At 62.3% G+C, this 12,739-nt stretch carries 13 protein-coding genes, 1 other RNA gene and 1 pseudogene; 8 read left to right on the top strand and 7 right to left on the bottom strand.

What is annotated here, in order from left to right:
- A pseudogene (locus ABSE61_RS10545) lies at window positions 1–123 on the bottom strand (transposase); the annotation flags it as partial.
- Between the two features lie 178 nt (window positions 124–301).
- Here ABSE61_RS10545 and ABSE61_RS10540 point away from each other — a divergent pair.
- From ABSE61_RS10540 to ABSE61_RS10530, 3 genes are read left to right on the top strand one after another with little or no spacing between them, the layout of a single operon-like run.
- Window positions 302–475: a hypothetical protein gene (locus tag ABSE61_RS10540; RefSeq protein ID WP_423871036.1), complete on the top strand. Its 174-nt coding sequence runs from the start codon at window positions 302–304 to the stop codon at window positions 473–475.
- Window positions 472–1,605 carry an ABC transporter permease gene (locus ABSE61_RS10535; RefSeq protein ID WP_423871035.1) on the top strand — a complete coding sequence of 378 codons (1,134 nt, stop codon included), beginning with the start codon at window positions 472–474 and terminating at the stop codon, window positions 1,603–1,605. Before ABSE61_RS10540 ends, ABSE61_RS10535 begins: the two co-directional genes overlap by 4 nt.
- Entirely contained in the window at window positions 1,602–2,333 is a 732-nt protein-coding gene (locus ABSE61_RS10530) for an ABC transporter ATP-binding protein (RefSeq protein WP_423871034.1), read from the top strand. The genes ABSE61_RS10535 and ABSE61_RS10530 overlap by 4 nt, the downstream gene beginning before the upstream one ends.
- Before the next feature lie 33 nt (window positions 2,334–2,366).
- On the opposite strand, the gene ABSE61_RS10525 is transcribed toward ABSE61_RS10530, so the two are convergent.
- Window positions 2,367–2,684: a hypothetical protein gene (locus tag ABSE61_RS10525; RefSeq protein WP_423871033.1), complete on the bottom strand. Its 318-nt coding sequence runs from the start codon at window positions 2,682–2,684 to the stop codon at window positions 2,367–2,369.
- A 104-nt stretch (window positions 2,685–2,788) separates the two neighbouring features.
- Window positions 2,789–3,451, bottom strand: coding sequence for a TetR/AcrR family transcriptional regulator (locus tag ABSE61_RS10520; protein ID WP_423871032.1), 663 nt, complete (start codon window positions 3,449–3,451; stop codon window positions 2,789–2,791).
- Between the two features lie 181 nt (window positions 3,452–3,632).
- Between ABSE61_RS10520 and ABSE61_RS10515 the strand changes: the two genes are divergently transcribed.
- Window positions 3,633–4,952: an HlyD family secretion protein gene (locus ABSE61_RS10515; RefSeq protein ID WP_423871040.1), complete on the top strand. Its 1,320-nt coding sequence runs from the start codon at window positions 3,633–3,635 to the stop codon at window positions 4,950–4,952.
- Window positions 4,953–5,078: 126 nt separating this feature from the next.
- A complete protein-coding gene (locus ABSE61_RS10510) occupies window positions 5,079–6,659 on the top strand; it encodes a DHA2 family efflux MFS transporter permease subunit (protein WP_423871031.1) in 1,581 nt (526 codons plus the stop codon).
- 27 nt (window positions 6,660–6,686) lie between these two features.
- Here the strand turns inward: ABSE61_RS10510 and ABSE61_RS10505 are convergent, their stop codons facing one another.
- The 3 genes from ABSE61_RS10505 to rnpB form a co-directional block, all read right to left on the bottom strand.
- The gene (locus ABSE61_RS10505; protein WP_423871030.1) at window positions 6,687–7,430 is read right to left on the bottom strand and encodes a sulfite exporter TauE/SafE family protein; all 744 of its coding nucleotides are present in this window, start codon (window positions 7,428–7,430) and stop codon (window positions 6,687–6,689) included.
- Window positions 7,431–7,434: 4 nt separating this feature from the next.
- A complete protein-coding gene (locus ABSE61_RS10500; protein WP_423871029.1) occupies window positions 7,435–7,992 on the bottom strand; it encodes a hypothetical protein in 558 nt (185 codons plus the stop codon).
- Between the two features lie 153 nt (window positions 7,993–8,145).
- Window positions 8,146–8,564: RNase P RNA component class A (gene rnpB, locus ABSE61_RS10495), an RNA gene on the bottom strand.
- Window positions 8,565–8,712: 148 nt separating this feature from the next.
- Between rnpB and ABSE61_RS10490 the strand changes: the two genes are divergently transcribed.
- Window positions 8,713–9,096: a YciI family protein gene (locus ABSE61_RS10490; RefSeq protein WP_423871028.1), complete on the top strand. Its 384-nt coding sequence runs from the start codon at window positions 8,713–8,715 to the stop codon at window positions 9,094–9,096.
- Between the two features lie 6 nt (window positions 9,097–9,102).
- Window positions 9,103–10,341, top strand: a complete 1,239-nt coding sequence (locus ABSE61_RS10485; protein WP_423871027.1) for an RNA polymerase sigma factor — start codon at window positions 9,103–9,105, stop codon at window positions 10,339–10,341.
- 1 nt (window position 10,342) lies between these two features.
- On the opposite strand, the gene ABSE61_RS10480 is transcribed toward ABSE61_RS10485, so the two are convergent.
- On the bottom strand, window positions 10,343–11,125 hold the full coding sequence (locus tag ABSE61_RS10480; RefSeq protein WP_423871026.1) for an N-acetylmuramoyl-L-alanine amidase: 783 nt from the start codon (window positions 11,123–11,125) through the stop codon (window positions 10,343–10,345).
- Between the two features lie 611 nt (window positions 11,126–11,736).
- Here ABSE61_RS10480 and rsmH point away from each other — a divergent pair.
- Window positions 11,737–12,738 carry a 16S rRNA (cytosine(1402)-N(4))-methyltransferase RsmH gene (gene rsmH / locus ABSE61_RS10475; protein ID WP_423871025.1) on the top strand — a complete coding sequence of 334 codons (1,002 nt, stop codon included), beginning with the start codon at window positions 11,737–11,739 and terminating at the stop codon, window positions 12,736–12,738.
- The last annotated feature ends 1 nt before the right edge of the window (window position 12,739 follow it).

Here is a 12,739-nt window from a genome sequence, read left to right as displayed (position 1 = left end):
CGGGTCGAGCGGCCGGTTCTGCCAATCCCGGACTTCGTCCAGCACCGCGTCCGTGACCTTGCTGATCAGGTCCGGCGAGACTTCGGTGCCGTAGAGTTCGGCCAGGTGGCCCTGGATCTCCCTGGCGCAGGCGGCGAAGGTCTTACCGGGGCCGGCCGCCCCAAGCTCGTCAAACCCCAGCCTCAAGCTCGTCCATCTACGGTCGCGGTAAAGCCGCCGTGGGAACAAAGAGTGCCCGTGGCCAGTTGTCTTTCATTACTTAGAACTTTCATCGTGGCCCGATTTGAATTCGAGCGTAAACGTGCCGTTCAACAATTTACGCGCGATGGTCATTGTCGTCCTGCTCGCGGTCGCCTTCCATTCGGCATTGCCCTATCTCGCATCGCAACCGCCGCAGCGCATCGAACTCCTATCGCTGGATAGCGTTGCCGATTATCAATCAGCCACAGACATGATGAAGGATGAGCGGCGATGAGCCTGGTCATGACGCTTGCGTGGCGCAATCTTTTCCATGACCGGCTGCGCTTCATCGCCACCCTGGTCGGCATCGTGTTTTCCGTCGTGCTGGTGATGGTCCAGATGGGGCTTTTTCTGGGCTTCAGTCAGATGGTCACAACCATGATTGATCACGCCAATGCCGATCTCTGGGTGGTCCCCAAGGGAGCCAAAAGCTTCGAGGACCCTTCGCTCCTGGACGTCAAGCTGCGCGACAAGATCGTCTCCGTGGACGGCGTGGCTTCCGCGACGCCGCTGGTGATCGGCTTTTCAGACTGGCGGACCGAAACGGGCGAAGTCACTCCAGTCATCATCGTTGGTGCTGACATGAAGGCCGAGGCGCTGCCACCCTGGAACGTGGTCGAAGGAGATGTGCGCACACTGTCGCAATGGGGCGCCGTGGCCGTGGACCGTTCCTATTTCGACCGGCTCGGGATCAAGGGGCTCAATGCGACGGCCGAAATTCGCGGGCATAAAGTCAAGGTCGTTGCGCTGACAAGCGGGATTCGCTCGTTCACCACGACACCCTATGCCTTCGTCGATCAGAAAGACGCGCGGTTTTATACCGGTACCCTGCCAAGCCGTGCCAGCGATCTGATCATTCGCCTGAAGCCGGATGCGGATCGCACCAAGGCGATCCAGATGATCCGGGATCGCATCGGCGATGCCGAGGTGCTTACCACGGACGAATTTCGAAAACGCAGCCGGTCGTTCTGGTTGTTCGGCACCGGCGCCGGCGCGGCGCTGTTTGCCGGTGCCCTGCTCGGGGTGATCGTCGGCACCGTGGTCGTGGCGCAGACGCTTTATTCTTCGACCAAGGATCATCTCAGCGAGTTCGCGACGCTCCGCGCGATGGGCTCGTCAAACAATTACATCTATGGCGTCATCATCTATCAGGCCCTGCTCAACGCGGTGATCGGTTTTGTCATCGCGGCAGCAATAGGCTTCGTGGTGGTCAGAATGACCGAAAAGAGCGCGCTTCCGATCGTGATCACGCCATGGCTGGTTGCTGCATTACTGGCGCTCACAATTTTGATGTGCGTAGCCTCCGGTCTTGTGGCTATTGTCCGCGTGGTTCGCATCGATCCTGCCTCGGTGTTCATGCGATGAATGACATCCTCATCGAGGCCAAAGGCGTCAAGAAGACACTCGGCAAAGGCGCCGGCCTGGTGCAGGCCTTGCGTGGCGTCGATCTCGACTTGCGCAAGGGTGAACTGACGCTGCTGATGGGACCATCCGGCAGCGGCAAGACCACGCTGCTCTTGGTCTTCGGCTGCATGTTGACGCCGAGTGCGGGCGCGGTCACGGTTTGCGGCGTCTCGACCGCGGATGCCGACAAGGAGGGGCTTGCGAAAATCCGGCGTGACCACATCGGCTTCGTGTTCCAGTCGTACCACCTGTTTCCGACCCTCAATGCGCGGCAAAATGTTCAGCTCGCGCTCGACATCCGCGGTCACCACGGCCGGGATGCGGCCAGAAAGGCGCGGGAAGCGCTCGGTCTGGTCGGGCTTGAACAGAAGGCGAAGGCTTTTCCGGAGAACCTGAGCGGCGGCGAGCAGCAGAGGGTCGCGATCGCGCGCGCATTCGTCGCCAATCCCTCCATTATTCTCGCCGACGAGCCGACTTCGGCGCTCGACAGCGACAATGGGCGCAGCATCATGGGCATTCTCGCCGATGCTGCGCATCAGCGTGACCGCGCGGTGCTGGTGGTTACTCACGATCCCCGCATCATTCCATTCGCCGATCGCATCATCGAGATCGAGGATGGTCTTCTGGTTGAAGGAAAATCGGACGAACCTGGGCAATTGCGGCTGCCAAAGGCAGCCGCATGGCCCTGAGCGGCCGGGCATGTTGTTCGAGCGCAGGGAGACTTATTGCTTCGGAACAGCCTGCAGGGCGCGATTGAACGCCGAAGCAGCCAGTCGCAGTTGATCGCGATGAACTTCGTGCGTCGGGATCTTCGACACCTGCGAACTCAGCTGCTGCAAGATGTCGGCAAGCAAGCCATAGTTGACGTGAATATGAACGGATTTGCGCTCGTCTTCCGAACCCGGACGTTCGAGGACAAGCATCACACCGGTCGCATCTATCGATGCTTCAAAACGCGACGAGCGTTCGAACGTGCCGGAGAAGAATTTGTCGGGATATTCGAGGGCAACTTCAGCCTTGTCCGGAATCGGTTTCGTCATTGGATGAATCTTCCCGCGGATTGGAACGATCGAGGATGCGCACGATAGCTCGCGCCAGCGTGTTCAGTTTTGACTACGATCAACGACGAGAAGTTTCCAGGATTTCAGGCGCCCGTGGGGCGAGCCTGATCCTTCTTTGCTTGATAGCCGGCCAGAAACATCCGCGTCGCGCTCGCAATCACCTGCTCGATACGCTCCGCCGAGGGGGCTGGCGCCACCTGGAAAATGAAAGGCAGGAACAGCGAGGCCTGGCACATCTGGGTGAACTGCATCGACGCCAGCTCGAAGTCGTCAATCTTGAGGTCATCGAGTTGCGCGCGCGCCCGGAGATAGTCGGCAAGCCGGGCCGACGTCACAGAGATGACGTTGGTGTAGAAGCGGCGGCCGACGTCGGGCATCCGCTCGGCGATCGCCATCACGGTTCGGATCGCCGAGCCGCCGCCCGGCCGGCACAGGACCTGGATATAGGTCTGGCCGAAGTCCATCAGCGTCGTGGTGACGTCCCGTTCCGGATCGAAGTTGAAGGCCGCCTTGCCTTGTTCGAGGCTTTCCTCCTCGACGATGGCTTCGAACAGCCGGTTCTTGTCGGCAAAGTAGACATAAAGGGTGCCCTTGGAGACGCCGGCGGCGCGCGCGATCTCGCCCATGCTGGCGCCGTCAAAGCCCAGGTCGAGAAAGACCTTGCGGGCGCCGTCGATAATTTGCCGACGCTTGGAGGAGTCGACGTCTCCGACCAAACGGAGAGAAGATGGGGTCTCTGCAACCATTGGTTCAGCTTTCGGATAGATTTCGCGGTTTGGAAACAGTTCCGAAGGGGTTCCCCCGTATGTTATCGGGACTGGATATACCTTGACCGAACCGTTCGGTCAATGCTAATCAAGAGGCGGCCGGGGTTCTGCCCGGCCTTTGTCTGCATCACTTTTTCGATAGTATTTAGAGGGGGCCATGATGGCCGCAGCGAGAGACCAGGCCGCGCGGATTTTGCGTACCGAGCCGGACACGTCTGGTGACGAAGTGGCTAAGCAGGCTTCCGCTGAGATGGCCGATTCCGCTCGCGCGCATGTTTCCGACGAGACCGCCCGCCGCCCCCAAGAGATACCAGATCGGCAGACGCCGGATCGTCCTGCGGTCGCCAGACCAGTGGCGCCGGAGACGGTTGCCGCGCCGGCCGCCAAAAGCGGCAACCGCAAAAAAATGGTGTTCTTCGGCGCACTCGCGCTGCTTGCGCTCGCCGCAAGCTCTTACGGCGTGCATTGGTTCCTGGTCGGACGGTTTCACGTCTCGACGGACGATGCCTACGTTCGCGCCAACAACACCGTGCTCGGCGCGCGGGTATCGGGACATATCGCGGCGATCCTGCCGCGCGACAACGCAGTCGTTCATGCCGGCGACGTCGTCTTCAAGATCGACGATGGCGACTATCGGATCGCGGTGGACGCCGCGCGCACCCGGATTGCGACCCAGCAGGCGACGATCGATCGGCTCGGCCATCAGGTGATCGCGCAGGAAAGTGCGGCCGCGCAGTCCAGGGCGCAACTTGCGTCTGCGGAAGCCGGCTTGAAGCGCGCTGGCCTCGACTACGACCGTCAGCAGCAATTGAGCGAAAAGGGTTACGCGACGCACGCCACCTTCGAACAGTCCGAGGCAGGACGCGACCAGGGCATGGCGGCCGTGAAGGCTGCGCAGGCGGCCTTTGACGCCGCACGCGACAATGTCGAGGTGGCGAAGGCGCAGCAATCGGAAGCGCGCGCCCAATTGATGGAATTACAGACCACGTTGGCGAAAGCCGAACGCGATCTCGATTTCACCTCGGTGCGTGCGCCGGTCGAAGGCACCTTCTCCAACCGCATGGTCAACACTGGCGATTTCATCGCCGTCGGTCAGCGGCTCGGCAATGTGGTGCCGCTCGACGACGTCTTCATCGACGCCAACTTCAAGGAAACGCAGCTCAAGCGGATCCGGCCGGGACAGCCGGTGACGATCTCGGTCGATGCCTACGGCCACCGCAAGTTCTTAGGCATCGTCGAAAGCATCTCGCCGGCGGCGGGCTCGGTGTTCACGCTGCTGCCGCCCGACAATGCCACCGGCAACTTCACCAAGATCGTGCAGCGCCTGCCGGTCCGGATTCGCGTGCCAAAGGATGTGGCGCGGCAAAACCTGTTGCGTGCCGGCATGTCGGTCTACGCCACCGTCGATACCACCGAGGGCGCAACCGATGCCGACACCGATGCCGATCTCGACGCGCCGGGTGTGGTTCAGGCGAAGTAAGAAAAAGAGTAACGCGATGACGCCGACACCGCCTTTCGCCGTCATAGCGACGAAGCAATCCAGTATCTTTCCGCGGCGCCAACTGGACTGCTTCGCTAACGCTCGCAATGACGGTTTGATTGCATCATGACTGATACGACGGCAACGCCTGCGATGATGCGCGCCGCGCCCACCGAGCGGATCGAGCCGCGCCGGCTGGTGGCGTTTCTGATCATGGTGTTCGGGATGTTCATGTCGATCCTGGACATCCAGGTCGTCTCGGCCTCGCTCACCGACATCCAGGCCGGCCTGTCGGCAAGCTCCACCGAAGTCTCTTGGGTGCAGACCGCCTATCTGATCGCCGAGGTGATCGCGATACCCTTGTCCGGCTATCTGTCGCGCGCGCTCGGCACGCGGCTGTTGTTTGCGATTTCCGCCGCCGGTTTCACGGTTGCGAGTTTTCTCTGCGGCTTTGCCTCCTCGATCGAACAGATGATCCTGTGGCGCGCCATTCAAGGCTTTCTCGGCGCGGGCATGATTCCCACCGTGTTTGCTTCCGCCTACACGGTGTTTCCCCGCTCCAAATTCCATATCGTCGGCCCAATCATCGGCCTGGTGGCGACGCTGGCGCCGACCATTGGTCCGACCGTCGGCGGCATCATCACCGACCTGATGTCCTGGCACTGGCTGTTCTTCATCAATGTCGTGCCCGGCATCATCATCACGATCGGCGTGCTGGCGCTGGTTGATTTCGATCAGCCGAATTTCGCGCTGCTCGAGCATTTCGACTGGTTCGGCCTGATCACGATGGCGGGATTCCTCGGCGCGCTGGAATATGTGCTCGAGGAAGGGCCGCAATATGAGTGGCTGCAGGACACGTCGGTCGCGGTTTGCGCCGCGGTCTGCGTCGTCTCGGCCATCGCGTTTTTCTATCGCGTGCTGACGGCGAGGGAGCCGATCGTCGATATCAGGGCCTTCAAGAACCGGAATTTCGGCGTCGGCTGTTTAATCTCGTTCTGTGTCGGCATCGGTCTCTATGGGCTGACCTATATTTATCCGCGCTATCTTTCCGAAGTGCGCGGCTATAGCGCGCTGATGATCGGCGAGACCATGTTCGTCTCCGGCGCCACCATGTTCCTGACGGCGCCGATCGTAGGCCGCCTGATGCAGAAGGTCGATATGCGGCTGATCATCGCCCTCGGCCTCATCATCTTCGCGCTCGGCTCCTACCAGATGACGTGGATCACGCGCGATTACGATTTCTACGAGCTGTTGCTGCCGCAGATCCTGCGCGGCGTCGGCATGATGTTCGCCATGGTGCCGACCAACACTATCGCGCTCGGCACGCTGGAAGCCGATCGCGTCAAGAACGCCTCCGGCCTGTTCAACCTGACGCGCAACCTCGGCGGCGCGGTGGGACTGGCTGTGATCAACGAGGTGCTGAACGATCGCACCGATCTGCATATTTCGCGGCTTCAGGATCGCGTCACCTGGGGCAACATCATGGCGACCGAGACGCTCAACGATTTCACCCAGCGTCTGCAAGGCATGGGCGATGCGGCGTTGATGGCGATGAAGCAGTTGTCTCAGATCGTTCACCGCCAGGCCGTGGTGATGGGTTATGGCGACGCCTTCTTCATGCTGACGCTGTTTTATGTCGGCCTCAGTTTGCTGGTGATGTTTTTGAAGAAGCCGAACCCGAACGCTGTTGCGGGTAGAGGGCACTGATAGCGTTTTCGAGCGAAGTGAGTCGCACTATCCAGAAGCGATGCTGCTCCAAACCAGCGTGATGCCGGACAGGAATAACAGTCCAAGCACGACGTCGCGAAAGTTGCCGTCGCTGAGCGCATGATAGGTGCGTGCACCGAGCCACGCGCCGCCGATCGTCGCCGGCGTTACCAGCAGCGCAAGCCACATCGTCTCGCGCGCGATCAAGCCGGAGCCCGCCTGCACGACCAGCGCCGCCGTCAGAATCGTCCAGTTGAAAGTCTGGAAGACGCCACGCCGCTCATCCTTGCCCCAGCCGCGTACGCTCGCCCACAGAGTTGGAACAGGACCCGACAGGCCGGCGAGGCCGCCGAGTACGCCGCCGGCAAACCCGATGGCCGTGTCGGCGGCCTTCCCGCCGATGCTCAAGGCCACGGGTGCGCGCTGGAAATAGAGCGCGGCCGGAAACACCAGAAGCAGGATGCCGATGCCGAGCTTGAACAGGCGCGGATCGGCATAGGCAATCAATAAAGTGCCGAGTGGGACGCCGGCCAATCCGCCGACCAGAAAAGGCAACGCCAGCCTGAAGTCGATCGACCGCCAGATCGAAGGCATGGTCCAAGTCTGGGCGATAATGGAGCAGACCAGCACCAGTTGAACCGCGACATCCGGCGTCGCCACGTAAAGCCAGATGCCGAGCGCCATCAGCGCGGTGCCAAATCCCGCAAGGCCCGAGACAAAGCCACCGGCAAGCGCGCCGAATAGCAGCACCGCAACCGCAATTCCGTTCATGCTGCTATTGGCTGTCGCTGCGCCGCGGTCCGAAGATGGCGGTATAGAGATCGGTGGTCGGTCCGTTCGCCGTGATGCCGTAGGCGGTCGGAACGTCCGGCTCTGGCGGCGGCGCGGGTTGTTGCGCGACCTGCACCGGCGGGGGCTGGGCGGCAGGCGGTTGGCCATAAGCGGGTTGAGGTGCGCGGTTCGACGCCGAGGTTTGGCTCTGGCGGTTAGGTGTCGTCGCGGCTGTCGCCTGACCAGGGCGTGCTGCCGTCGCGCCCTGCTGTACTGGGGCGATCGGTTGCGACGTGACGGACTGAGTTGTTACGGATTGAACGGGCTGGGCCGCGGCCACGTTGGTTGCGGGCGCGGGCGATTGGCGCGGGCCGAAAACCTCGGTGTAGAGGTCGGTGGTCGTGCCTTCGCTCGTGATGCCGTACATGGTCTTGTATGGCTGCTCGCCTTGCGCGGATGCCTGGCTGGACGCCGCGTTGTTGCCCCCCGCGCAGCCGCAAGCGACGACCGCAATGGCGGTCAGCGCGATGGCGACGCGGATGCAAGGCAATACGCGGTTCAAGACGTTCCCCCTGACCAGTCGTGGCGGTCTGACGTCCAGCAATAAAGCGCCGATATGGCGCCCGCAAGGCAAACAATACCGCCAAAAGACGCCGGCCGACCAGCCTGAAATGGCGAGGGGTCCGGCGCATTACGCCGAACCCCTCATGGTATAGACATCAGCCGGCCTGTAAGCCGGGTTCTGTAGGGCCCCGCCCGCTTGCACGGACGGAACGTGACGGCCATTCCTCTGGGACAACGCTTGCGCGTTGCCTCGAGCAACCTACCCGGATAGCGAGCCTGACACCGCTCCCGCAGGCGTTATCGCTTTCGCGAACGACCCGCGTTGCCATCCCTATTCGGTCTTGCTCCCGGTGGGGTTTACCTTGCCGGTTCCGTTGCCGGTCCCGCGGTGCGCTCTTACCGCACCTTTTCACCCTTGCTGCCTCTTACGAGGAAGCGGTTCGTTCTCTGTGGCACTTTCCCTGGGGTTGCCCCCGCCGGATGTTATCCGGCACCGTACGTCGATGGAGCCCGGACTTTCCTCTCCCAAGGCCTTTCGACCAGAGTGGGAGCGGCCGTCCGGCCGACTGACGTCCAAGGCATGGGGTTTATGGCGGCCGGCGTCAAGCCGTTAACGGCCGGGAGAGCCCCCAAAAATAATTATCGTGAAGATGTCGTTTGGCGGTGGGTTCACTCGACTAGTGGCTGGCGATGACGCCGTTTCACAAGGAGTAAAGCGATGCAATATCTGCTGATGATCTATCGAAGCGAGGCCGAACTCTTCAAAATGAACGACGCCGACCGCCAAAAGATGTCGGCCGAGTACGGTACGTTTACGCAATCGATTATCCAGAGCGGCCAGTTCAAGGCCGGCGACGGATTGCAGCCGTCGACCACCGCGACCACCGTGCGGGTCCGCGAGGGCAAGGTTCTCACCACCGACGGCCCGTTTGCCGAAACCCGCGAGCAACTCGGTGGCTACTATCTGGTCGAAGCCAAGGACCTCGATGCGGCGATTGCGATCGCGGCGCGAATTCCCGGCGCCAGGGAGGGTTCGATCGAGATTCGGCCGATCATGATCTATTCGCCGGAACTGGTTCAAGCGAGGTCCGGCCGGGCCTGACAAATAATGACGTCAGCCGAAATCGAGAAAATATTTCGCGACGAGACGGGGCGGGCGCTCGCCACGCTGATCCGTCTTGTCGGCGACTTCGATCTCGCCGAGGACGCGCTCCAGGAGGCGTTTGCGGCTGCGCTGGAGCGCTGGCCTTCGACTGAAGTGCCTGCAAATCCGCGGGCGTGGCTGGTTAACGTTGCGCGCAACAAGGCGATCGATCGCATTCGCCGGCAAATCTCGTTTCGCGAGAAAGAGGCCGAGCTGACGCATGAGGCGATGCTCGATGCTGAAATCTTGCCGGAGGAAGATTGCTTAGTCCTCGACGACGACATGCTGCGGCTGATCTTCACCTGTTGCCATCCATCGTTCGCGACCGAGGTTCAGGTCGCCTTGACCTTGCGTACCGTCTGCGGGCTCTCCACCGCGCAGGTGGCGCGCGCCTTTGTGGTGAGCGAGGAAGCGATGGGCCAGCGCCTCGTCCGCGCCAAGCAGAAGATACGCCTCGCCCGCATTCCCTACGAAGTGCCCGAACGCGATGCGCTTTCCTTACGGCTGCGCGGCGTGCTCGCGGTGATCTATCTCGTCTTCACCGAAGGCTATGTCGCGACCTCAGGCGAGGCGTTGATGCGGCCCGATCTGGCGCGCGAGGCGATTCGGCTGGCGCGGCTGCTCGATACGTTGATGCCGGGCCGCCGTGAGGTGAAGGGCTTGCTCGCTCTCATGTTGTTGCACGATGCGCGCCGCGCCGGGCGCCAGACCGAAGGCGGCGATATCGTCCTGCTCGAAGAACAGGACCGCATGCTGTGGGACCAGAGCCAGATCACCGAGGGTTTGAAGCTCGTGGAAGAGGCGTTGCTGTTGCCGGGCCGCGCGGAAGCCTATGCGGTGCAGGCGGCGATCGCCGCACTGCATGCACGCGCGCCCAATTTTCAAGATACCGACTGGAAGCAGATCGCTGGACTTTACGAGGTGCTGCTGCGGATCAGCCCGTCGCCGGTGATCGAACTCAACCACGCGGCGGCGGTTTCGATGGTCGATGGACCGGCGCGCGCGCTCGACCTGATCGATGCCTTGCAGGCGCGCGGTGGGCTCGACGGTTATGAATTGCTGCCGGCGGTGCGCGCCGATCTGTTGCGCCGGCTCGGCCGGCATCAAGCGGCGCGCGAGGCTTATTTGGCCGCAACAGCCGCGACCCAGCTAGAGCCGTTGCGACGGCTCTATGCGCGGAGGCTGGCGGAACTTGACTGTTGAGCTAACCCGCCGCGACCGCCGTCGTCTCGACCGGCAAACTCGCGAGCAGTGATTGCAGCGTCGCCAGCGTCGAATGATCGGCCACGCCGTCGACCTTGGCGGGGCGGAAGTGACGCTGGAACGCGGTGACGACTTCCATGGTCACGGTGTCGTATTTGCCGGTGACGGGAACGCCGTAGCCATATCGGGCCAGCGCCTGCTGCAGGCCGCGAACGGCATCGTTGTCGGTTCCGATCTTCAATCCTTCGCTGCGCACGATCGGCGCCGGCTGAACCCAATGGCCGACGCCGGAATTCGCCATCGAATGCCAGGGAAATTTTTCGCCCGGATCCTTCTTGCGCGAGGGCGCCACGTCGGAATGCGCCAGCACGCGGTGCGACGGCACGTTACGGCGGAGCATGATGCCGCGGCACAGCGCGATCACGGCCGCGACCTGGCGCAACGGATACTCCGGATAGCCCCAGTCGTGCCCGCGATTGACGATCTCGATGCCGATCGAACAGGAGTTGATGTCGTCTTCGCCGGCCCAAGAAGCCACGCCGGCGTGCCAGGCGCGTTTGGCTTCCGGAACGCATTGGACGATGCGGCCGTCTTCCAGAACGATGTAATGCGCCGAGACGTCGGTGCCTGCTGTGCAGAGCTGGGCGATCGCGCCTTGCGCGTCCGGCATTCCCGTGTAGTGCAGCAGGACCATGTCGGGCACGCGGCCCTTGTTCCGCTCGCCGAAATTCGCCGAGGGGATGACATCGGAAGCGATCGAGGTATCTGGCGTGAAGGTCTTCATATTCTCGATCGGTCGGGGCAGCGGAGTGGCGCGCCGCTTCGAATCAATACCAGGAGACGCGAACGAACCTAGCGTCATATGAAGACTCAAACCGGGCAAGACAACGGCAATAAATTTCTTCAGAAATGAATAGCCGGTTTGCGGCCTGCATTTTGACCAGGTGTGTGCCGGACGCCTCACTTTGCGGTCACGGCCGGTGGATAACTCCGCCGGCGATCTTGTTCCGAGGCGGAGGTGAATCTGGCCGCCGAGCGTCAACGCTTTCTTAACGCTACCTGTCGTTACTAACTGGTGAAGAACTGCGCCCGGTTTCGGACCGGCTGGCACCGCCGGCTTCAGGTTTATGCATAGGAGGCGCGCTTCGGGGACGGATCGGAAGCCTCCGACGGCGGAGGGTGCGCGGGAAGCATAGGTTTGACGTGTCCTTTCGAATCCCAGCTTCGCAAGCGAGGACGCCAAGCTGGGCGCGAGCCCGGCGCCGTGAGGCACGGATTCTGTCGACCAGCCGGCAGGGGAACCAGGAACGCCTGGCAAAAAGCTCATTGTTGGGGCGCCATGGACTGCTTCGCGTCCAAGTTCCGCATTGGTTGTCTGCGCTCGGGAGAGCCGGCATGACCCAGCCGGCTGCGCGTTCGCGCCATATCCCGGTGCTTGGCCGCGAGGTGCTCATCTCGTTGCAGCCGCGCGAAGGCGGAATCTATGTCGATGCCACCTTCGGCGCCGGCGGCTATAGCCGGGCGATCCTCGAGACCCCGCAGACGCGCGTCATCGGCATCGACCGCGACCGCACCGCGATTGCAGGTGGCTTCGAACTGGTCGACCGGTCAAATGGCCGTCTCACTTTGATCGAGGACCGCTTCTCCAATCTCGCGGAAGTGTGCAGCGCGCAAGGCGTGACCTCGGTCGATGGCATCGTGATGGATATCGGGGTGTCCTCGATGCAGCTCGACGAGGCCGCCCGCGGCTTTTCGTTTCGGGCTGACGGCCCACTCGACATGCGGATGGGGCAGGAGGGGCCGACCGCGGCGGACGTGATCGCTACGGCGTCCGAGGCTGATCTCGCCAACATCATCTATATTTTCGGCGAAGAACGTCACTCGCGCGCAATTGCGCGGGCCATCGTCGTCGCGCGCAAGCAGGAACCGATTGCCTCGACGCGTGCGCTGGCCGATCTCGTCAGCAAGATCGTGCGGACGAAGCCCGGCGACATTCACCCGGCGACGCGGACGTTCCAGGGTCTGCGGATTTTCGTCAACGGCGAACTCGACGAGTTGCATCTGGCGCTTGCCGCCGCCGAACAGGTGCTCAAGCCCGGTGGCAGGCTCGTCGTGGTGTCGTTTCATTCGCTGGAAGATCGCATCGTCAAGAATTTCTTCAACGAGCGCGCCAAGGCAAGCGGCGGCTCCCGGCATCAGCCGGAGGCAACGATCGCGGCGCCGAGTTTCATCATCCTCACCAAGCGGCCGGTGACGGCGCAAGAGGATGAGGTTGCCGCCAATCCGCGCGCGCGCTCCGCCAAGTTGCGCGCCGCCGAGCGTACCGATGCACCTCACCATGCTGCCGGCGGCTTACCGGGATGGCCCACCCTCGATACCGTGATGAGGGGAGGCTAGC

The organism is Bradyrhizobium sp. (genome assembly GCF_049519115.1).
In the GTDB taxonomy this organism is placed as follows: domain Bacteria; phylum Pseudomonadota; class Alphaproteobacteria; order Rhizobiales; family Xanthobacteraceae; genus Bradyrhizobium.
The sequence above is the reverse complement of the archived record's forward strand: the minus strand, read 5'-3'. Positions and strand labels throughout refer to the sequence as shown.